The organism is Janthinobacterium woesei, from assembly GCF_051380875.1.
In the GTDB taxonomy this organism is placed as follows: domain Bacteria; phylum Pseudomonadota; class Gammaproteobacteria; order Burkholderiales; family Burkholderiaceae_D; genus Janthinobacterium.
This window is the reverse complement of the sequence record NZ_JBNYXW010000015.1, coordinates 16,759-38,909: the sequence shown is the minus strand read 5'-3', so window position 1 is coordinate 38,909 and position 22,151 is coordinate 16,759. Positions and strand designations below refer to the sequence as shown.

Annotated in this window: 17 protein-coding genes; 5 read left to right on the top strand and 12 right to left on the bottom strand. The window is 60.6% G+C overall.

All coding sequences use genetic code 11. The features are described from left to right. Positions 1–61: 61 nt before the first annotated feature. From ACQ4W6_RS17995 to ACQ4W6_RS17950, 10 genes are all read right to left on the bottom strand, one after another. On the bottom strand, positions 62–946 hold the full coding sequence (locus ACQ4W6_RS17995; protein WP_436568541.1) for an MlaA family lipoprotein: 885 nt from the start codon (positions 944–946) through the stop codon (positions 62–64). Continuing rightward, a complete protein-coding gene (mlaD, locus tag ACQ4W6_RS17990; RefSeq protein WP_436568540.1) occupies positions 943–1,413 on the bottom strand; it encodes an outer membrane lipid asymmetry maintenance protein MlaD in 471 nt (156 codons plus the stop codon). The genes ACQ4W6_RS17995 and mlaD overlap by 4 nt, the downstream gene beginning before the upstream one ends. Before the next feature lie 80 nt (positions 1,414–1,493). Further along, positions 1,494–2,276, bottom strand: a complete 783-nt coding sequence (mlaE, locus tag ACQ4W6_RS17985) for a lipid asymmetry maintenance ABC transporter permease subunit MlaE (protein WP_436568539.1) — start codon at positions 2,274–2,276, stop codon at positions 1,494–1,496. Continuing rightward, complete coding sequence (locus tag ACQ4W6_RS17980) at positions 2,273–3,082, bottom strand: ABC transporter ATP-binding protein (protein WP_436568538.1); 810 nt, start codon at positions 3,080–3,082, stop codon at positions 2,273–2,275. The genes mlaE and ACQ4W6_RS17980 overlap by 4 nt, the downstream gene beginning before the upstream one ends. Before the next feature lie 222 nt (positions 3,083–3,304). Next, positions 3,305–4,768 carry a glutamate synthase subunit beta gene (locus tag ACQ4W6_RS17975; RefSeq protein WP_436568537.1) on the bottom strand — a complete coding sequence of 488 codons (1,464 nt, stop codon included), beginning with the start codon at positions 4,766–4,768 and terminating at the stop codon, positions 3,305–3,307. 69 nt (positions 4,769–4,837) lie between these two features. Then, complete coding sequence (locus tag ACQ4W6_RS17970; RefSeq protein ID WP_436568536.1) at positions 4,838–9,538, bottom strand: glutamate synthase-related protein; 4,701 nt, start codon at positions 9,536–9,538, stop codon at positions 4,838–4,840. A gap of 194 nt (positions 9,539–9,732) precedes the next feature. Beyond that, positions 9,733–10,440, bottom strand: a complete 708-nt coding sequence (locus ACQ4W6_RS17965; protein ID WP_436568535.1) for a transposase — start codon at positions 10,438–10,440, stop codon at positions 9,733–9,735. 166 nt (positions 10,441–10,606) lie between these two features. Beyond that, a complete protein-coding gene (locus tag ACQ4W6_RS17960) occupies positions 10,607–11,287 on the bottom strand; it encodes a response regulator transcription factor (protein ID WP_436568534.1) in 681 nt (226 codons plus the stop codon). Positions 11,288–11,370: 83 nt separating this feature from the next. Beyond that, positions 11,371–12,552 (bottom strand): PAS domain-containing sensor histidine kinase, encoded by a 1,182-nt coding sequence (locus ACQ4W6_RS17955; RefSeq protein WP_436568533.1) that lies wholly within the window; start codon positions 12,550–12,552, stop codon positions 11,371–11,373. A 62-nt stretch (positions 12,553–12,614) separates the two neighbouring features. Next, the gene (locus tag ACQ4W6_RS17950) at positions 12,615–15,719 is read right to left on the bottom strand and encodes a DEAD/DEAH box helicase (RefSeq protein ID WP_436568532.1); all 3,105 of its coding nucleotides are present in this window, start codon (positions 15,717–15,719) and stop codon (positions 12,615–12,617) included. 353 nt (positions 15,720–16,072) lie between these two features. Here ACQ4W6_RS17950 and ACQ4W6_RS17945 point away from each other — a divergent pair, with 353 nt between their 5' ends. The 4 genes from ACQ4W6_RS17945 (at position 16,073) to ACQ4W6_RS17930 (ending at position 19,896) form a co-directional block, all read left to right on the top strand. Further along, on the top strand, positions 16,073–18,421 hold the full coding sequence (locus tag ACQ4W6_RS17945) for a Tex family protein (protein ID WP_436568531.1): 2,349 nt from the start codon (positions 16,073–16,075) through the stop codon (positions 18,419–18,421). A gap of 4 nt (positions 18,422–18,425) precedes the next feature. Next, entirely contained in the window at positions 18,426–18,896 is a 471-nt protein-coding gene (locus ACQ4W6_RS17940; RefSeq protein ID WP_436568530.1) for a GNAT family N-acetyltransferase, read from the top strand. Between the two features lie 105 nt (positions 18,897–19,001). Continuing rightward, positions 19,002–19,313 carry a Grx4 family monothiol glutaredoxin gene (grxD, locus tag ACQ4W6_RS17935; RefSeq protein WP_436476003.1) on the top strand — a complete coding sequence of 104 codons (312 nt, stop codon included), beginning with the start codon at positions 19,002–19,004 and terminating at the stop codon, positions 19,311–19,313. After that, on the top strand, positions 19,306–19,896 hold the full coding sequence (locus tag ACQ4W6_RS17930) for a UbiX family flavin prenyltransferase (protein WP_436568529.1): 591 nt from the start codon (positions 19,306–19,308) through the stop codon (positions 19,894–19,896). Before grxD ends, ACQ4W6_RS17930 begins: the two co-directional genes overlap by 8 nt. A gap of 171 nt (positions 19,897–20,067) precedes the next feature. Here the strand turns inward: ACQ4W6_RS17930 and ACQ4W6_RS17925 are convergent, their stop codons facing one another. Next, entirely contained in the window at positions 20,068–20,394 is a 327-nt protein-coding gene (locus tag ACQ4W6_RS17925; protein ID WP_436568658.1) for a hypothetical protein, read from the bottom strand. An 89-nt stretch (positions 20,395–20,483) separates the two neighbouring features. Beyond that, positions 20,484–20,891, bottom strand: a complete 408-nt coding sequence (locus ACQ4W6_RS17920) for a hypothetical protein (protein WP_034753756.1) — start codon at positions 20,889–20,891, stop codon at positions 20,484–20,486. A 713-nt stretch (positions 20,892–21,604) separates the two neighbouring features. On the opposite strand from ACQ4W6_RS17920, the gene ACQ4W6_RS17915 reads away from it, so the two are divergent. Then, positions 21,605–22,009 (top strand): MerR family transcriptional regulator, encoded by a 405-nt coding sequence (locus ACQ4W6_RS17915; protein ID WP_436568648.1) that lies wholly within the window; start codon positions 21,605–21,607, stop codon positions 22,007–22,009. Positions 22,010–22,151 lie beyond the last annotated feature (142 nt).

The window sequence follows — 22,151 nt, the reverse complement described above, 5'->3', positions numbered from 1 at the left end:
TTCATGGTATTGCTATGCACCGGCTGGCGTTGATCGCAGCCGTGGTGTTCTTGCGTCCAGTTTACTCTTGCGGCCTGGCCTCGGCAGCAACGGTATTGCTACCAGATGTTACGAGGTCGGCAGGCACAAGCTGGGCGGTAGCCGTGGCGGGCGGTGCTTCTGCCGGGGCCGACTGCGGTCTCGCGTCGTATTCAGGTTCGTAATCGCTGGTGTCGTTTTTTGGCAACTTGCGGTCGCGGCGGTCCGTGTCGCCATCGAAAACCTTGCTTTCACGTGCTTGCAGGAAGCCGTCGCGGATGAATTCATAGCGGTCCAGCGCGGCCGCTTCCATCAGGTTGGTCGCGTCGAGCAGCGCGGCGCGCTTGTCGACCACGCGCGTCACCGTGCCGATATTGCGCACATACGCCGGATTCTTGTAGCGCCATGGGTCGCCCGTGATATCGAGCGGCAGGGCCACCGTGTCGCGCACGGTCGATGGGCCCAGCAGTGGCAGCATCACGTACGGACCGGGCCGCACGCCATACCAGCCCAGGGTCTGGCCGAAGTCTTCGTTGTGCTTGGGAAGGCCGGCCTGCGAGGCGATGTCGATCAAGCCCAGCAAACCGAAGGTCGAGTTCATGCTGACGCGCACGACGTCCTGCAAGCCCGCCTCGCCCTTGCCTTGCAGCAAGTTGTTCACGGCACTCCAGACATCGGACAAGTTGCCGAAAAAGTTGCCCACGCCCGTTTGCACGAACGACGGCGTGACCGTCTTGTAGGCCGTGGCGACCGGTTTCAGGGCCACCTGGTCAACGGTATCGTTGAATTTGAACATGGCGCGGTTGTAACCTTCGAGCGGGTCGCGCGGATTGGTGCCGGTGGCGCAAGCGCTCAACGTGGCGGCGATGGCCAGGCCCAGCGCGATACGCGCCAGGCTGCCTCGGGGTTGCATGGTCGACTCGCTCATTTGCTGTCCTTTCCGTCTGCTGCCTTGCTGTAGATGAACTGATTGATCAGGTCTTCCAGCACTGTGGCCGATTGAGTGCGGGCAATCTTGTCGCCCTCTGCCAGGTTAGCCAAATCGCCGCCTGCTTCCAGGCCGATATATTGCTCACCCAGCAAGCCGGCCGTCAGAATCTTGGCCGAGCTGTCTTTCGGGAATTTGTAGCCATCTTCGATGTCGAGTTTCACCAGCGCCTGGTAAGTCTTGTCGTCAAACGTGATTTCCGACACGCGTCCTACCACCACGCCGGCCCCCTTGACGGGTGCCTGCGGCTTGAGGCCGCCGATATTGTCGAACTTGGCATTAATGGTATACGTCTTGCTGAACGACAGCGAGCTCATATTGCCGGCCTTGAGCGCCAGAAACATCAATGCCGCCACACCCAGCAAGACGAACAAGCCGACCCAGACATCCAAAAATTTACGTTGCATAAACAATCCTAAATAATTTTTACTTGCTGCCACCTGCGCAAAACACTGCCCAGGCCGCTAAATTTGTCGCTGATCGGCAATTACTTGCTAAACATCAACGCCGTCATCATGAAATCGAGCCACCACACCATCAGCGACGAAATCACCACCGTGCGGGTGGTAGCGCCGGACACGTCTTCCGGCGTCGGCTCTGCCTGATAACCCTGGAACAGGGCGATGAACGTCACCGCGATACCGAAGACCAGGCTCTTGATGGTGCCGTTGCCCACTTCTTTCCAGACATCCACGCCGCCTTGCATCTGCGACCAGAACGAACCTTCATCGACGCCGATCAGCACCACGCCGACCAGATAGCTGCCGATGATGCCGACGGCCGTAAAAATGGCGCCCAAAATCGGCATGGCGATCACGCCAGCCCAGAAACGCGGCACCAGCACGCGCTGGATCGGGTTGACGGCCATCATTTCCATGGCCGACAATTGCTCGCCCGCCTTCATCAGGCCGATTTCCGCCGTCAGCGAGGTGCCGGCGCGGCCCGCAAACAGCAGCGCCGTGACGACCGGGCCCAGCTCGCGCGTCAGCGACAGCGCCACCAGCAAGCCCAGCGACTGTTCGGCGCCGTACGTGGTCAGGGTGTAATAACCCTGCAGCCCCAGCACCATGCCGACGAACAGGCCGGAAACGGCAGTAATCACCAGCGAGCGGTTACCCAGAAAAAACAGCTGCTCAATCACCAGGCGCGGACGGCGCCACACGCCGCCCGAGGAGGCGATGATGATAAAGAACGAACGCACGGCAAAGCCGAGGTCTTGTACCGAACTGCGCAACCATGCTCCGATAGCCGCCAGGAAACGCGCGATCATCGGCCCGCCCCCGCGTGCAGACCCAGGTCGTCGGCCAGCGACTTGCCCGGATAGTGGAACGGTACGGGGCCATCGGCCTCGGCATTGACGAACTGCTTGACGTACGGATGCGTCGACACGGCCATCTCGGCCGGCGTGCCGTGCGCCACAATCTTGCCCGATGACAGAAAATAGACATAATCAGCGATGGTGAAACACTCCTTCACATCGTGCGATACCAGGATGGACGTGGAGCCCAGCGCATCGTTCAAATTGCGGATCAGATTGGCCGTTACGCCCATGGATATCGGATCGAGGCCGGCAAACGGCTCGTCATACATGATCAATTCAGGGTCGAGCGCGATGGCGCGCGCCAGGGCGACGCGGCGGCCCATGCCACCGGAAATCTCGGCTGGCTTCAATTGCGCCGCATTGCGCAGGCCCACGGCGTGCAGCTTCATCAGCACCAGGGTGCGGATCAGCTCTTCATTCAAATCCGTATGTTCGCGCAGCGGGAAGGCGACGTTCTCGAACGCCGTCAGGTCGGTAAACAGCGCGCCGTGCTGGAACAGCATGCCCATCTTGCGGCGCAACTGATATAGCTGGTCGGTCTTAAGCGTATGCACGATCTGGCCGTCGACATTGACGGAGCCCGAATTGGGGCGCAATTGTCCGCCGATCAGGCGCAATACGGTCGTCTTGCCACTGCCGGAGCCACCCATGACGGCCACGACTTTTCCACGTGGGAAATCCATTCGAAGGCCCGATAAGATCGAACGTTCTCCATAGGCAAAGTGTAAATCACGGATTTCAACAAGATTTGGCACGACGAAGCTCATTTTTTTCAATGGCGTATTGTAGTGCAGAAACGCCAATCTCTGCTGAGACGCCCCTCGGGGCAACCCTGTACAGGGGGAGAATACAACACTAATGAATCAAAAGTCAGATAATTTTTTGTAAAAAACGCCCGTCTGCACGCGTGAACAAAATAACAAGGGCCACGACGCATCGCGCGCCGTGGCCCTGGCCTTGCCCAGCAGAAAAAAAGCTTAGCGTGGCAGCAAGGAAGCTCCCATCAGGAATGCATCGACGGCGCGCGCGCATTGGCGTCCCTCGCGGATGGCCCATACCACCAGCGACTGGCCACGGCGCATGTCGCCTGCGGCAAACACCTTGGCCACCGAGGTCTGGTAGCAGCCTTCGCCATCGGTTGTCGCCTTGACATTGCCGCGCGCATCCATATCGACGCCAAACGCTTCCAGCACTTGTTGCACTGGTGAAACAAAGCCCATGGCCAGGAAGACCAGGTCGGCCTTCATCTCGAATTCCGAGTTCGGCACTTCGCTCATCTTGCCGTCTTTCCATTCGACGCGGCAGGCGATCAGCTTTTCCACCTTGCCGCCCTTGCCTTCGAAACGCTTGGTGGCCACGGCCCAGTCGCGTTCGCAGCCTTCCTCGTGCGAGGACGAGGTGCGCAGCTTGGTCGGCCAGTACGGCCACACCAGCGGCTTGTTTTCCTGTTCCGGCGGCTGCGGCATCAGTTCGAACTGGGCCACCGAGGCGGCGCCATGGCGGTTCGAGGTGCCCACGCAATCCGAACCCGTGTCGCCGCCGCCGATCACCACCACATGCTTGCCGGTGGCCTTGATCTGATCCTTGAGCTTGTCGCCCGCGTTGACCTTGTTTTGCAGCGGCAGGAAATCCATGGCGAAATGCACGCCTTTCAACTCGCGGCCGGGCACGGGCAAGTCGCGCGGCTGCTCGGCGCCACCGGCCATGATGACGGCGTCGAATTCTTTTTCCAGGTCTTCTGGGAAAATGGTTTCCTTGGCCCAGTTGTTCACATGCGCAGGGAAATCCTTGCCCACCAGGACGCTGGTGCGGAACACCACGCCTTCGGCTTGCATCTGTTTCACGCGCAAGTCGATGTGCGACTTTTCCATCTTGAAGTCGGGGATGCCGTAACGCAGCAAGCCACCGACCCGGTCGCTCTTTTCAAACACGGTGACGGCATGGCCGGCGCGCGCCAGCTGCTGCGCCGCCGCCAGGCCGGCGGGGCCGGAACCGACGATGGCCACTTTCTTGCCCGTGCTGAAACTGGCCGGCTGCGGCGTGACCCAGCCGTGCTCCCAGCCCATGTCGATGATCTTGTGCTCGATCGACTTGATGCCGACCGGATCTTCGTGGATACCCAGGGTGCAAGCCGATTCGCACGGCGCCGGGCAGATGCGGCCCGTAAATTCCGGGAAATTGTTGGTCGAGTGCAAGATATCGAGCGCTTCGCGGTAGGCGCCGCGGTAGACCAGGTCATTCCAGTCGGGAATGATGTTATTCACAGGACAACCCGTGGTGCAGAAAGGAATGCCGCAATCCATGCAGCGCGCACCCTGCACGGTCGCTTGTGCGTTCGACAGGTGCAGCACGAATTCCTTGTAGTTCTTCAGGCGCGCGGCAGGCTCCAGATAGTGCTCGTCCTGGCGCTTGAATTCCATGAAGCCGGTAATTTTACCCACGATAGTTCCTTTGTATTTGGCAAAGCTGGGAGCGGCCTGGCCGCTCCCTTGTCATTGATCTCGGCTGGCTCAGGCGGCGACGGCTTGTACTTCCATGGCAGCATCGGCCGCCATTTCAATCAGCGCGCGCTTGTATTCGTTCGGGAAGACTTTCACGAACTTGCCGCGGGCCGCTGCCCAGTCGTCGAGCAGGGCGCGGGCGCGGGTGCTGCCCGTGTGCTTGAAGTGACGCTCGATCAGGCGCTTGAGGATCACTTCATCGGCTTCCGGCGCGCCATCGCGGTGCTGGCTATGCCAGGCGTCGCGGTCGACGTGCTGTTCTGTAGCAGACACGACCTTGTCGAGGCTGACCATGGCCGTGTTGCATCGGCTGGCAAAGTCGCCGGCAGGGTCATACACGTAGGCGATGCCGCCCGACATGCCGGCCGCAAAGTTGCGTCCCGTATTGCCCAGGACCACTACCGTGCCGCCCGTCATGTATTCGCAGCCATGGTCGCCCAGGCCCTCGACTACCGTGGTGGCGCCCGAGTTGCGCACGGCAAAGCGTTCGCCGGCCACGCCATTGAAGAACGCTTCGCCGGCGATGGCGCCGTACAGCACCGTGTTGCCGATGATGATGTTGTCCACCGCCCAGCCACGGAATTCCGTGTTCGGGCGCACGATGATGCGTCCGCCCGAGAGGCCTTTACCCACGTAATCGTTGCCCTCGCCCACCAGGTCGATGGTGATGCCGTGCGCCAGGAAGGCGCAGGCCGACTGGCCCGCCGTGCCTTGCAACTGGATGTGGATGGTGTCGTCCGGCAAGCCGGCGTGGCCATATTTCTTCGCCACTTCACCGGACAGCATGGTGCCCACCGTGCGGTTGACGTTGCGCACCGGCGAAATGAACGAGACGCGCTCGCCCTTTTCCAGCGCCGCGCGCGCTTGCGCGATCAGCTTGTGGTCGAGCGCCTTTTCCAGCGCGTGATCCTGGTTTTCCACGTGGCGGACGGCTTGCTCGCCCGTCGTTTCCGGCTTGTAGAAGATGGCCGAGAAGTCCAGGCCCTGCGCCTTCCAGTGCGTGATCGCCTTCGATTTATCCAGCAAGTCGACGCGGCCGATCAGCTCGTCATAGGTACGGATGCCCAGCTGCGCCATCAGTTGACGGGCTTCTTCGGCAACGAAGAAGAAGTAATTGACGACGTATTCCGGCTTACCCGAGAACTTGGCGCGCAGCACCGGATCTTGCGTGGCCACGCCCACCGGGCAGGTATTCAAGTGGCATTTACGCATCATGATGCAGCCTTCGACCACCAGCGGCGCCGTGGCGAAGCCGATCTCGTCGGCGCCCAGCAGTGCGGCGATGACCACGTCGCGGCCCGTCTTCATCTGGCCGTCGGCCTGCACGCGGATGCGGCTGCGCAGCCCGTTCAGCACCAGCGTCTGTTGCGTTTCTGCCAGGCCCAGCTCCCACGGCGTGCCCGCATGTTTGACGGACGACAAAGGCGAGGCGCCCGTGCCGCCGTCGTGGCCAGCGACGACCACGTGGTCGGCCTTGGCCTTGGTGACGCCGGCGGCCACCGTGCCGATGCCCACTTCCGACACCAGTTTGACGGAAATCGAGGCGCGTGGATTGGCGTTCTTCAAGTCATGGATCAGCTGCGCCAGGTCTTCGATCGAATAGATATCGTGGTGCGGCGGCGGCGAAATCAGGCCCACGCCCGGCACGGAAAAGCGCAGGCTGGCGATGTATTCGGACACCTTATGGCCCGGCAACTGGCCGCCTTCGCCCGGTTTCGCGCCCTGCGCCATCTTGATCTGGATCTGGTCGGCCGAGTTCAGGTAGGCGGCCGTGACGCCGAAACGCCCCGACGCCACCTGCTTGATGCGCGAGCGCATGGAATCGCCTTCCTGCAGGGCAATATCGACGACGATCTGCTCGCTGCCCACGATGGAGGCCATGGTGTCGCCCTGGCGGATCGGGATGCCCTTCAATTCCTGCATGTAGCGGTTCGGATCTTCGCCGCCTTCGCCCGTATTCGACTTGCCGCCGATGCGGTTCATGGCGACAGCCAATGTCGCGTGCGCTTCCGTGCTGATGGAACCGAGCGACATGGCGCCCGTGGCGAAGCGCTTGACGATTTCCTTGGCCGGTTCCACTTCATCGAGCGGTATCGCCTTGGTCGGATCGAGCTTGAACTCGAACAGGCCGCGCAGGGTCAGGTGGCGACGGCTCTGGTCGTTGATGATCTGCGCGTACTCCTTGTAGCTGGAGAAATTGTTGCTGCGCGTGGAGTGCTGCAATTTCGCAATCGCGTCCGGCGTCCACATGTGGTCTTCACCGCGCACGCGGAACGCATATTCGCCGCCCGCGTCGAGCTTGTCGGCCAGCACGGGATCGTTGCCGAAGGCCAGCGCGTGCAGGCGCAGCGCTTCTTCCGCCACTTCAAACACGCCGATGCCTTCCACGTTCGAGGCCGTGCCCTTGAAATACTTGTCGACCAGCGACTTGTTGAGGCCGATGGCTTCGAAAATCTGCGCGCCGCAGTACGACATATACGTCGAAATGCCCATCTTCGACATGACTTTCATCAAGCCTTTGCCCACTGCCTTGGTATAGTTGTAGATGGCTTTGTCGCCCGACAAGTCGCCCGGCAAGCCGTGCGCCATCTCGACCAGGGTTTCCATGGCCAGATACGGGTGGACGGCTTCCGCGCCATAGCCAGCGAGCAAGGCGAAGTGGTGCGTTTCGCGAGCCGAGCCCGTTTCCACGACGAGGCCAGTGGAAGCGCGCAAGCCCTTGCTGACCAGATGCTGATGCACGGTCGACGTGGCCAGCAGCGCGGGGATCGCCACCTGGTCGGCGCAGATGGCGCGGTCCGAGACGATCAAAATGTTGTGGCCCGATTTGACGGCATCGACGGCTTCCGCGCACAGCGAGGCCAGGCAGGCCTCAATGCCTTCCTTGCCCCAGGCCAGCGGGTAGCAGATGTCGAGTTCGTACGACTTGAACTTGCCACCCGTGTGCGCGCTGATGTTGCGCAAACGCGCCATGTCGTCAAAGCCCAGCACGGGCTGCGCCACTTCCAGGCGCATCGGCGGGTTGACGTTGTTGGTATCTAACAAGTTCGGTTTCGGGCCGATGAACGATACCAGCGACATCACCATCGCTTCGCGGATCGGGTCGATCGGCGGGTTCGTCACTTGCGCGAACAACTGCTTGAAGTAGTTATACAGCGGTTTCAATTTGTTCGACATGACGGCCAGCGGCGAGTCATTGCCCATCGAGCCCGTCGCTTCTTCGCCCGCCACGGCCATCGGCGCCATGAGGAACTTCAAGTCTTCCTGGGTGTAGCCGAACGCCTGCTGGCGGTCCAGCAGCGATGGCTGCTCTTTTTCGCCCTGGGCGCGGTCTTGCTTGGCTTGCCCTTCGGCCATCTTGATCTCGTCGAGCTTGATGCGCACCGAGTTGATCCACGCCTTGTATGGCTTGGCGTTGGCGTAGGTGTTTTTCAGTTCCTGGTCGTCGATGATGCGGCCCGCTTCCAGGTCGATCAGGAACATCTTGCCAGGCTGCAAACGCCATTTCTGGATGATTTTCGACTCAGGAATCGGCAGCACGCCCGATTCGGATGCCATCACCACCAGGTCGTCGTCGGTGACGATGTAGCGGGCCGGGCGCAAGCCATTGCGGTCCAGGGTGCCGCCGATATGGCGTCCGTCGGTGAACGCCATGGCGGCAGGGCCGTCCCACGGTTCCATCATGGCCGCGTGGTATTCATAGAAGGCGCGGCGGTTGTCATCCATCGTCGTGTGGTTTTCCCACGCTTCCGGAATCATCATCATCATCGCCTGGGCGATCGGGTAGCCGGCCATCAGCAGCAATTCGAGCGCATTGTCGAAGCATGCCGTGTCGGACTGGCCTTCATAGATCAGCGGGAACAATTTTTGCAGGTCGTCGCCCAGCACGGCCGACTTCATCACGCCTTCGCGCGCGCGCATCCAGTTGAAGTTGCCCTTCACCGTGTTGATCTCGCCATTGTGCGCGATCAAGCGGTAGGGGTGGGCCAGCGGCCATTCCGGGAAAGTATTCGTCGAGAAACGCTGGTGCACCAGGGCCAGGGCCGAGATGCAGCGCGCGTCCTGCAAGTCCTTGTAGTACACGCCCACCTGGTCGGCCAGCAGCAAGCCTTTATACACAATCGTGCGCGCCGACATCGACGGTACGAAGAATTCCTTGCCGTGCAGCAGCTTCAAGGCCTGGATGGCGTGGCCCGACGATTTGCGGATCACATACAGTTTGCGCTCGAGCGCGTCGGTGACCATGATATCCGGGCCGCGGCCGATGAAGATCTGACGGATGACCGGTTCTTTGGCGCGTACGGTCGGCGACATCGGCATGTCGGTATCGATGGGCACGTTGCGCCAGCCCAGGACGACCTGGCCTTCGATGCGCACGGCGCGTTCGATTTCCTGTTCGCAAGCGATGCGCGAGGCGTGTTCTTTCGGCAAAAAGACCATGCCCACGCCGTATTCGCCAGGCGGCGGCAATTCCACGCCCTGCTTGGCCATTTCTTCGCGGTAGTACTGGTCTGGAATCTGGATCAGGATGCCGGCGCCATCGCCCATCAGCGCATCGGCGCCCACGGCGCCCCGGTGATCGAGGTTTTTCAGGATCAGCAAGCCCTGCTCGACGATCGAATGGGTCTTGTTGCCCTTGATATGGGCGACGAAACCGACGCCGCAGGCATCGTGTTCATTGGCTGGGTCGTACAGGCCTTGCGCTTTCATGGGCTTCTCCGCTGCATATGGATATCGAAAAGCTAGAGTAGTGCAACGCAACAAAAAACTCAACCAGAACAATTAGGGTCGGAGTCGAATTAAATTTATTTCCGTCGTCCATAAAATTTAATAGGGACATAGTCAATGCGATCTCAATAAAAGATCAGGAAGTAAGTAATATTTGTTTTAAATGCAAATGCGTTTCAGTCTGCGCCCGATTCGGCCACGATTTTGCGCGGGCGGCCCCGCTTGGCGGGCAGCACTTGCCGATGCATTTTCAGTTCCAGCACCTGCTTGAAAGCGTCGGAACCCAGCGGCCAGCCCTTCAATACGGCCTGTTCCAGCGTTTTCACCTGGCTGCGACCCAGGCCCTGCTCGAACAGGCGCAGATAGGCTGCCTCGCGGTCGAACGGCGTGTTGCCCAGCGCCCAGTACAGCGCGTGGTCGGTGATGACGGGATCGGCGCGGATGCCCGCATGGTGGGCATAACTGGACCAGGCGTGATCCAGCGCCTGCCCTGCCAGGCCCATTTGCACGGGCACGGATTCCAGGTAGCGGCAGCACAGGAGGAAGAAATTGTCGGGATCGATGACGGCCGTTTTGTAGCGTCCCTGCCACAAGCCGCCTACGCGCGCATATTTCTGGTTGAAATACGGCACGTAATAGCGCCCCAGCCACTGCATCAGTTGCCCCAGGCCCGTTGCATCGCTGGGAGTGGCCAGTAAATGTAGCTGATCCGGCAATAAAACATAGGCGTGGATGGCCACCTTGAACATTTTCGCCCCCGTTTTCAGCCAGGATAGAAATTGCGCGTAATCCGCCGTATCCTGGAATACGCTCTGGCGATTGTTGCCGCGCTGGATCACGTAATGGGGAAGTGCGGGGATGATGAGGCGGGGCAAACGGGCCATGGCAGGGTCAGTCAATGAAGGCTAAGGCCTTGATTTTACACACTCTGCCGTGCACAGCGCGACTCTGACCCTGATTTATTTCAAGCGTTCGAAAAAGCGGGCGGCTATGTCCCTATTTATACCGCCACCGCGTTGTGGGGTGGCAGGAAGCGGCAGGAAGTGGCAATCAGGACAGATTGAAGCTGGCTGACAGGCTGTAACCCTCGCCATACGCGCTGCGCAGGGGCAGGTCCTGGCCCAGGCCGGTCTTGGCCTTCTTGCGCAGGCGGTACACCAGCATATCGACACGGCGGCCCGCATCGGGGTCTTCGCCGCCCATGCCGGCCACGATGACGTCGCGCGGCACTGGGCGGGTGTTAATCGTCAGCAGGTGCAGGAAGTTGAATTCTTTTTCCGTCAGCGCGATTACGGCGCCCATCAATTCGAGTTGGCGAGCGCTTACTTTCAAGGTCCAGCGGCCCGGTTCAGGCAGCGGGTCTTGCGGACCGACGCGGCGGTCGAGCGCCTCGATGTGCGCGGCCAGTTCGGGGAATTTGATCGGCTTGGTCAGGTAATGGTCGGCGCCCAGGCGCAGGCCCAGGATGCGGCTGTCGAAAGCGACGCGTCCCGTCAGCACTAGCACGCCGATGTGCGGATACAGCTGGCGCATGCGGGGGATGACGTTGAAACCGTCCTCGTCAGGCAAACCCAGGTCCAGCACCACCACGCCTACATTACCATGGCTGAGCGCAGTCCACATGCCGCCAGCGGAGCTGGTGATATGCACTTCATGCTCGCGCTCAACGAGGAACTCCGCCATGTCTTCGGCGTAGTCGAGATTGTCTTCGACGATCAATATTTTCGTCATTGCTACGCCATTCTTCTGTTAGTGAGCTGCCGTGGGCAAACCGTGCCAGTGACTTCTGCACCATGATGGACGGCGCACTAGGTTTACGTCAAGGAATTATCACGGTTGCCGTCAGCGGAAGCAAGGCTTTTCCCTGCCGGGACAGGAAGGGGCAGCCAAATGCGGAAAAGCGCGCCGCCTGCGGGCAGATTATGCCCGTGCAAACTCCCGCCATGTACCTCGACGACGGCACGCGCCATGTACAAGCCCAGGCCCGCGCCCGGATGCGCCGCATGGGCACCGCGCCATCCTTTTTCAAACAGATGTGCCAATTCTTCCTCTGGTATGCCGGGCCCCGCGTCGCGCACGCACAGTGCCACGCCGCCCTCGGACGCCAAGCCGGCCGACAGGGTGATGCCGCTGCCCGGCGGGCTGAACTTGACGGCGTTGTCCAGCAAGATTTTCAGGCACAGCGCCATGCCGGGTACGTCACAGCGCAGTTTGAGCGGCAAGTCTTCGTCCAGTTCCAGCTGCACGCCATGGCTGGCCGGTACATTGGCGGCCGCCTGCTGCAGCAAGGCCAGCGGCGCGATGCCGTCGGCGGCACGCTCGCGGCCAATCGCCGCCATGCGCTCGGGCGACAGATACTCGTCTATCATGCCCAGCAGGCGGTCGACGGCCGTCTGGATTTTCACATAGCGCTTGCGCGTGGCCTCGTCGGCCTGCGCGGAGGTCGACACCAGGCGCTGGATGGCGCCATCGATGGTGGCCAGCGGCGTGCGAAATTCGTGCGACAGCATGGAGGCGAAGCGTTTTTGCTCGTGCTCGCGCGCAGCTTCCTGCGCCTGCGCTTCGCTGACATCGCGCACGCTGCCCGCCACGCTCACGCCACGCCCCGCTGCAGCGGGTACGATGGTGGAACTGATTTCCAGCGCCAGCACATGCCCGTCGGCATGCGGCAATGCCACTTCGCGCAGCAGGGTCAAGCGGCTGCTATCGCCGTCGCGCCAGCGCTGCAAGCGGGCAGGCACGTCCACCGCCAGGCGCGCCGCATGCTCGCGCAGCATGGGCAAGCCATAACCTGTCACGCGCTGCGCGGCGGGACTGATGTAAATCAATTCCAGGGTCGTGGCGTCGAGCAGGAAAGCCGCGTCGCGGCTGTGTTCAGCGAGCAGGCGGAACAGTGTTTCGCCTGCTCGCGCGCGCAGCAGGGCGCGGCGCAACTGGACAAAGCGCAGCGCCATCAGGATGACGCCGGCAAGCAGCAAGAGGAGGAAGGGCAGCATGCTTTACACCTGGCAATATAGAATCGCCAAGTATAGAGCCAGCCTGGAACAGGCGTGTGTCCTTAATCCTCTAGCGGCGCGAAAATCTGCTGCAAGTCTTCCTGCGTGAGGGCCATCTTTTGCGATTCGCCTTCGGCCAGGATCGATTGCGCCAGTTCCGCTTTCTTTTGCTGCAGCAGCTGGATTTTTTCTTCCAGCGTGCCCTTGGCGATCAGCTTGTAGACGAACACGGGCTTATCTTGGCCGATGCGCCAGGCGCGGTCGGTGGCCTGGTTTTCCGCCGCCGGATTCCACCACGGATCGTAGTGGATGACCGTGTCGGCAGCCGTCAGGTTCAGGCCCACGCCGCCCGCTTTCAGGCTGATCAGGAAGATCGGCACGGCGCCCTGCTGGAAGGCGGCCACTTGCGCGCCCCGGTCCTTGGTGTCGCCCGTCAGCAAGGCGTAGGGAATGTCGCGCGATTCCAGCTCTTCTTCGATCAATTCCAGCATGCTGGTAAATTGCGAGAAGACGAGAATCTTGCGCCCTTCGTCAAGCAAGTCTTCCACCATCTGCATCAGGTCGAGCAGCTTGGCCGAACCGGCCGATTGCTTCTTCGCCGGCAGGGATTTCACCAGGCGCGGATCGCAACAGACCTGGCGCAGTTTCAGCAGCGCTTCCAGGATGACGATCTGGCTGCGCGCCACGCCCTTCTTGTCGATTTCTTCGCGTACTTTTTGATCCATCGCAAGACGCACGGTTTCATACAGGTCGCGCTGCGGACCCGTCAGTTCCACCTTGCGCACCATCTCCGTCTTCGGCGGCAATTCCTTGGCCACATTGTCCTTCGTGCGGCGCAGCAGGAAGGGCTTGATGCGGCGGTTCAACAGCATGCGGCGCAGCGGATCGTCCTGGCGTTCGATCGGATGGCGGAACTGCGTATTGAAGGTTTTCTCGTCGCCCAGCAAGCCCGGCAGCAGGAAGTGAAATTGCGACCACAATTCCCCCAGGTGGTTTTCCAGCGGCGTGCCGGACAGGCACAGCCGGTGGCGCGCGCGCAGCAGGCCCGCGCTTTGCGCCGCCTTGCTGCGCGTATTCTTGATGTAATGCGATTCGTCCAGGATGACCAGATGGAAATCATGCTCGCGCAAGGTTTCCTCATCGCGCGGCAACAAGGCGTACGTGGTCAGCACCAGGTCGCATTGATCGATCTGGTCGAATTGCTGCGCGCGGTCCTTGCCTTGCAATAACAGCACCTTCAGGCTGGGCGCAAACTTGGCCGCCTCGTCCTGCCAGTTGCCCATCAGGCTGGTGGGCGCGATCACCAGCGCCGGATGCGTCAAACGGCCCGCTTCCTTTTCCACCAGGATATGCGCCAGGGTTTGCACGGTCTTGCCCAGCCCCATGTCATCGGCAAGGATGCCGGCCAGGTCATGGTCGCGCAGGAATTGCATCCACGCCAGGCCGTCCGCCTGGTAATCGCGCAAGGTCGCCTGCAAGCCGGCAGGGGCTGGCACTTTTTGCACGGAACCGAACTGGCTCAGCTTGCGGCCCATGGCGCGCAATCGCTCGCCACCCGTCCAGCGCAGCTCCAGCCCTCGCGCCAGCTCTTCCAGGCGCGCCGCATCCAGCGTCGACATGCGCACGGCATGTTTGATCTTGTCGCTGAAGTAGAGTTCCCCCAGCGTGTTCAAGATGGGACGCACCCGGCCCCATGGCAGGGCCACGCGCGTGCCATCGGGCAAGGTCGCCAGCATGTGGTCGTCGTCGGCATGCGCTTCGATGACTTTCGGATTGAAATCGTTGGGCGCGTTGCGGATCAGCTGCACCAGCACGGGCAGCAGCGGCACGCGCTGGTGGTTGACGACGATGCCCAGTTCCAGCTCGAACCAGGCGTTGCCGCTGTCCGGGTCCTGGTCATCGATGTCCGCATACCAGTCGTCCACATCGCTGACGTCGTAGCGGTACTTGGCCGTCTTTTCAACGATCCATCCCTGCTCTTGCAAAGCGTCAATGCCGGACTCGGCAAAACGCAGCCATTGCGCCTGGCCAGGCAACAGCTGAGCGCCCTTCAAGCCGCTCAAGGGCGCAGAGCCCGGCTTCTTGAATTGCAGCTCGGCCAGGGTGGCCAGCGCGCGCGCCTCGTCCGCCGTATTTCTCTGGATAATTTCCGTCACTTCGCCCACCTGGCGCACCACGCGCTGCGCGGGGTCGAACGAGACGCGCTCGCCATCGTAGTCGTAGGACAGCACGGCAAAGTCCTGCCAGCGCTGGATGCTGCCGTCGGCCAGCATGGCGCTGTCCATCAGCAACACCGGTTGCGCCGGCACATCCTTGCGCAAGCGCTGCGGCAACGGTTGCGGCAACGGCATCAAATGCTGCAAGCCCTGCGCCAGCAGCAATTGCGAGACGCGCACCTTGTCGTTCGCGTTGAGCGGCGGCGCCTGCGCCACCAGCGCCTGCAAGTCGGCCAGGGAAATGTCGGAACCGCCCTGGTTCAGCTCCAGCACGCCGCACGACAGATTGTCGATATACCATGGCGGATCGGTGGGCAGCATGTAGTCGATCTGGTCGGCACCATGGTGCTTCGCGCCTTCCGGCGGATCGACTTGCCAGCCCAGGCGCATGGTCTTGCCTTCGTCGCGCCAGAACAGGCGGGCGGGACGCACGGGACCTTCCTTCAATGGATACACGAGGCCATTGCCCACATCGGCCCAGGAATTGGCCCACAACAGCTTATCTTGCTCGGCCAACATTTTCAGCAGGGCCGCGCCCACCTTGCCCTTGGGCTCCGTGGCGCTGCCCGTCTGCGAATTTTGCCCGCTGCGCATGGCCACGAAGAAACGCACGAGGTCTTCGTCGGCTGGCGTAAGAAAGCTCGGCGGCGCCGACAGCAGCGAGAAAATTTCGCTGATCGGACTCGCCGCCGCCACATCGCCATTCGGCCGCAAGCGCGCCTTGTACAGGCACAGCGCCACGTGGCGGCCGCCGCTGGTGGGCGCCAGCACGTAGATCAGGCGATGCTGGTTGAGTTTTGGGTCGGGTTCGGCAATGCTCAGCACGGCCTTCGGATGGGCGGCTGCCTCCACCCGCTGCAGCCAGGTGGCGACGGCATACGGCAAAGGCGCACCCGGCGTACTGGCCGGGGCAACTGGGGTTTCACTGGTTTCGTCGCGGGTAAAATCCATGGGGCGCATGATTGTGTAAAGGTCGTATCCAAATCGGCAACAGGCAATATTATCCGCCATACCGGCCTTGCTGGCTTGATTCACGCACGCTGTTTGCGCAGTTTTCATGTGTGATGCCTAAAAAATAAGTATTTAATACGACACTCCGGCCCTGCAGGCGGCGAAAACGGCCTGCAATCAGCCATTTTTTGCCGTCTGCACACGTTTTATCAGGCTGGCACGGTTGCCACTTCGGCCAGCATTTTTGTTGCAGGCTGGGCTTGTCCGTCAACGCACAGTCCATTTGCGCTGTCAAGATTGCGCAATCGCACCGATTGCGTATCATTCCAAGCTTGATCGCTCTGGAAACAACCATGCTGCCCACTATCGAACAACGCCTTGCCCTTGAACTTGCCGCCAAACCGGTGCAGGTTGCCGCCGCCATCGAATTGCTCGACGAAGGCGCCACCGTGCCCTTCATCGCCCGTTACCGCAAGGAAGCGACCGGCGGCCTCGACGATATCCAGCTGCGCCTGCTCGAAGAGCGCTTGCGCTACCTGCGCGAACTGGAAGAGCGCCGCGCCGCCATCGTGGCCTCGATCACGGAACAGAACAAGATGACGCCCGAGTTGCTCGACGCCGTCATGCATGCGGAAGACAAGACGCGCCTGGAAGATTTATATTTGCCGTACAAGCAAAAACGCCGCACCAAGGCGCAGATCGCCATCGAAGCGGGCTTGACGCCGCTGGCCGACGGCTTGCTGGGCAATCCGGAGCTGACGCCGGAAATGGAAGCGGGCAAGTTCCTGCGCGAGGCGTTTACTAGTGCCGACGGCAACAATCCAGGCGTGGCCGACACCAAGGCAGCCCTCGATGGCGCGCGCCAGATCTTGATGGAGCGTTTCGCCGAAGACGCGACCCTGCTGCAAACCTTGCGCGAGTACGTGCAGGAACATGGCATCGTGGAATCGAAAGTGGTGGAAGGCAAGCAGGACGAAGGCGAGAAATTCGCCGATTATTTTGACTATTCGGAAACAATTGCCACGGTGCCATCGCACCGTGCGCTGGCACTGCTGCGCGGGCGCCGCGAAGGCATACTCGACGTCATCTTGCGCCTGGATACGGAAGCGGAAAAACCAAAATGGGATGCGCCGCACAATCCGTGCGAAGGCCGCATCGCCGTCCGTTTCGGCATCAAGCAACAAGGCCGCCCTGCCGATAAATGGCTGGCGGACACGGCGCGCTGGACCTGGCGCGTGAAAAGCTTCATGCACCTGGAAACGGAACTGATGGGCGCGCTGCGCGAACGCTCGGAACTGGACGCCATCAATGTCTTCGCCACCAACCTGAAAGCACTGCTGCTGGCCGCACCCGCCGGCCAGCGCGCCACCATGGGCCTGGACCCTGGCCTGCGCACGGGCGTCAAGGTCGCCGTGGTGGACGCCACCGGCAAGGTGGTCGACACGGCCGTGATCTACCCGCACCAGCCGAAGAATGACTGGGACGGCTCCCTGCATACGCTGGGCCGTCTTGCCGCCAAGCACAATGTGTCCCTGATTTCGATCGGCAACGGCACCGCTTCGCGCGAGACCGATAAACTGGCGCAGGACTTGATCAAGCAGCACCCGGAAGCGAAGATGACGAAGATCGTCGTCTCGGAAGCGGGCGCGTCGGTGTATTCGGCGTCCGAGTTCGCCTCGAAGGAGTTGCCGGACATGGATGTGACGCTGCGCGGTGCCGTCTCGATTGCGCGCCGCCTGCAAGATCCGCTGGCCGAGCTGGTGAAAATCGACCCGAAATCGATCGGCGTGGGCCAGTACCAGCATGACGTGAGTCAAAGCCAGCTGGCCCGCTCGCTCGATGCCGTGGTGGAAGACTGCGTGAATGCCGTGGGCGTGGACGTGAATACGGCCTCGGCACCCCTGCTGGCGCGCGTCTCGGGCCTGTCGGCCAGCGTGGCGCAAAGCATCGTCAGCTACCGTGACATGAAGGGCGCCTTCACCTCGCGCGCGGCGCTGAAAGCCGTGCCGCGCCTGGGCGATAAAACGTTCGAGCAGGCAGCCGGCTTTTTGCGCGTGATGGGTGGCGACAATCCGCTGGACGCTTCGGCCGTCCACCCGGAGTCGTACCCGCTGGTGGAAAAGATCCTGGCTGACATCAAGAAAGACATCAAGGCCGTCATCGGCGAAACGGCGCTGTTGAAAACCTTGAGCCCGATCAAATACGCCGATGAAACTTTCGGCGTGCCGACCATCTCTGACATCTTGAAGGAGCTGGAAAAGCCGGGCCGCGACCCGCGTCCGGAATTTACCACCGCCACCTTCAAGGAAGGTGTGGAAGAAATCCGCGACTTGCGTCCGGACATGATTTTGGAGGGCGTGGTCACCAACGTGGCCGCCTTTGGCGCCTTTGTCGACATCGGCGTGCACCAGGATGGCCTGGTGCACATTTCGGCCCTGTCGAACACCTTCGTGAAAGACCCGCACACGGTGGTGAAGGCGGGCCAGGTGGTGCGCGTGAAAGTGCTGGAAGTCGATGAAAAGCGCAAGCGCATCGCGCTGACCATGCGTTTGACGGACAGCGCGCCGCAAGCGGGCAGCAAGCCCGAGCAAAAGGGCGACCGCAACGACCGCCGCAGCATGGCGCAGCACCAGTCGCAAACGCGCAATGCGCCCGAGCCGGCCGGCAGCATGGCCGCCGCGTTCGCCAAGCTGCGCGGCTAAGCACGTGGCCGCCAGGCATGACATCGTCGTGCTGGCGGTGGACGCCGCCGGCTTTGATGCCCAGCTGCTGCTCGATGAATTATCGGCAGCATTGCTGCGCATCAATGGCGACAGTGGCCGTTCTTCGTTCGATGCCGAGGCGGCAACGCAGCGCGGCGGCTTCTATATCGCCCGCGATGCCGCTGGCGCACTGCTCGGCTGCGCCGCCCTGCGTCCGCTGGGCGAACAGGACAGCCCCACCGCTGAGCTCAAGCGCATGTATGCGCGCCCCGGCCAGGGTGGCGTGGGCGCGGCCCTGCTGGCGCATGTGGAGGCGCAGGCGCACCTGCACGGCTATGCGTGGCTGCACTTGTCCACCCGCGTAGCAAATGTCCGCGCGCTGGCCTTTTATGCCAGGCACGGCTATGCAAGCGTTGCCGCGTGGGGAAAATACGTGGGCGCCGCGCAATCGGCCTGTCTGGGCAAGCAGTTATAGACGCCAGCGTGGCGCACTTGCTCAATATATGACCTGAGCGCGTACCCGTGGCGTCGTTTTCTTATAAAATGACGCCATCTATTTATTTACCCATCAGAGGCAGCTATGAGCGACGTACAAACCTGGATTAAAGAAACCGTGACGAACACGCCGGTCGTGCTGTTCATGAAGGGCACGGCCCAATTCCCGCAGTGCGGCTTTTCCGGCCGCGCCATCCAGATCCTGAAAGCCTGCGGCGTGGAAAACATCGCCACCGTCAACGTGCTCGATGACCCGGAAGTGCGCCAGGGCATCAAGGATTACTCGAACTGGCCAACCATTCCGCAACTGTATGTCAAAGGCGAGTTCATCGGTGGTTCCGATATCATGAATGAAATGTTTGAATCGGGCGAACTGAAGTCGCTGATCGATGCCTGATAGTTTGCAGCAGCGGCCGCGGCGGATCGTCGTGGCCATCACGGGCGCCACGGGCGCCGTGTATGGCTTGCGGCTGCTGCAATTGCTAGGCGCCATCCCCGGCGTCGAGACGCATCTGGTGTTGTCGGACGCAGCCGTGTTGACCTTGCACCAGGAAACCGGCATGGCGCGCAAGGAAGTCGAAGCGCAGGCGCACGTGGTGCACAAGCTGCGCGACATTGGCGCGTCGATTGCCAGCGGTTCATTTCAATCGGATGGCATGGTCGTGGCGCCGTGCTCGATGAAGACATTGGCAGCCGTGGCCCTTGGCTTGTCGGATAATCTGATCACACGCGCTGCCGATGTGGTGCTCAAGGAGCGCCGGCGCCTGATCCTGATGGTGCGCGAAACGCCGTTCAACCTGGCGCACCTGCGCAATATGACGATGGTCACTGAAATGGGCGGCATCATCTTTCCGCCCCTGCCCAGCTTTTACCACCACCCGCAAAGCATTGCGGAGATGGTCGACCACACCGTCGCGCGCGTCATCGACCTGCTCGGCATTGAACATGGCCTGGCACCGCGCTGGGCTGGACTGACTTGAAAGCGCCAAACCAGACAGCAACAAACTGACAAACTACACACGCTACGATGCCTGACAAAAGCGTAGCGAGCGGAAGGAAGAGGTGGTCGAGAAGCGCAACCGTGCTCAAGCACGGTGAGCATCGCAGACCACCTATTCCGACGCGCAGTAGTTTTGGTCAGGCATTCTTCATTAACGCTTCTCGAACTGTTGGGCGCTGGCCTGTTTCAAGTCCCTGGCTTCTTCAACCATCCTGCGGTGGGCGATCCGTTTTCGCATCACTTCCGCATGTTGCGCGGCGGTCATGGGAGGCACGGTCATCAAGTCTTTCAGCTGCGCGGTATTGCTGTAGTTACTTTTCATAAGACGGCTCAAATGCTCGGCTCCGTGGTGGATGAACTGGCTGTTTCTGATGTGATTATGCGCTGCTATTGTTCGCTGCGCCGCTGCAGGCGGGATTATTCTCAAATAATTTCGCTGCAGCGCAACATACGAGGTCTTATTGTGCGGCAAAATCATGGCTCCAGTATGACTCTGCGCAAATAGAAGAACAGGAGATGCGCCGCCAGCAAAAAGCGGACGGCGCCAGCCCGGGAGGGCTTGAATGGTTACTTTTGGTAGTTGACGCGTACCAACATGCGAATAAATTCACGCGCGATTTGACGATGATGTTCATCCAATCTTTGCAAATCGGCAATTAATTTTACATCGGCGGACTCAAAACGCGATAAGGCGCTGCCCGCTTCACCATTCGGCGTGGCACTTTCCGGGCCGCCAAAACGCAACCATTCCGCAGGAACGCCCAACCATTGGGCAATCATGCGCAATTTCTCTTGCGTGGGAATTGCTTCACCTACTAACCATTTCCTAGCAGCATGCACGGTAATCGGACGCCCGTCGAAACGGATATTGAATTCCCGTGCCAGTCTGGTCGGGCTGTCTGGAGAATAATGGGCGTTTTTGAGAGCCAACTGAAGTCGCTGGCTGAAGCTTTCGCGTTCGTTAGAAGAATTCATAGGTGTACTATTTCATGTTGTAACATGAAAGTCAGTTTCTTGAATGACCATACAGATTGTTACATTTGAAAAATGCATCAATTAACAATTTACACTCCGGCGGGGCTTTTCGGATGAAAACCTGGGCCGAATTTTCTCTTGTTATCCTGCGTGGCTTCGGGTGAAATTCGCGGCTAGCCTTGATTTTCGCACTGCAGCACGATTCAAAGCCTCGGTTTGGCATTACAACGTACGGTATCGGATAATGCCCGCCTCCACCGATTAGCGCAATGCCCATGTCATACAATTTCCTATGGACAAAGTTTTCATAACAGCCATCTTGTTTTTAATATTGAAACAAATTAGTTGACGTTTTCATAGTGAAACGTTGTTTTTTCGTCGTGCCGGATGGCAAAATCAGGCCCAAAAAAATTTTACTGCGATCCTAGCGAAAAAATGCCGCCGTTACGCCAGGAAAGCTCTTTTTGGTGTCATCTTGGCCACCAACTCTCGATCTTAAACGTGTTTGCGGTAGAAGAATCAATTTATTTTCAGCAACTGTTGCCTAAATCGCCAAATTGCGCCATGTGGGGCGTATTTTTCTGTGCTGCAGCACGGACAAGGCACGCTACAATATAGTTGACGTTGACGTAAACGGCACTTTGCCGCCCAGCCTGCCTTGCAGCGCCCATCTTTCTACCGACCGCCCCATGCAACCGACACCGCCCGCAGCAATGACGACCTATACCATTACCGAACTGGCGCGGGAATTCGACATCACGGCCCGCGCCATCCGTTTCTATGAAGACCAGGGCTTGCTCAGCCCGAAACGCGAAGGCGCAGGCGGGCGCAACCGCGTCTACACGCCGCGCGACCGCACCCGCTTGAAGCTGACGCTGCGCGGCAAGCGGCTGGGCCTGACGCTGTCGGAGATCAAGAGCCTGGTCGACATGTATGAGTCGCCGAAGGACACGCGCGCGCAGATGGACCGCTTCCTGGGCCTGCTGGCGCAGCATCGCCAAACCCTGGAACAGCAGCGCATCGATATCGAAATGGCGCTGGCGGAAATCAGTTCACACGAAGATGCATGCGCGCGCATGCTGGCCGGGTTGAACGATGGCAAGGCGCATACTGCCTAAGGTACAGGTGCCGGGCGCTGCCTGGCCGTGCAGCACTTTACGTATTACTTTACGTTTACGTAAACGTCACAACTGAGTATCATAGCTTCACTGAGCCGGCATCCATGACCGCCACCAATATAACGAAGATAACGACGACGAG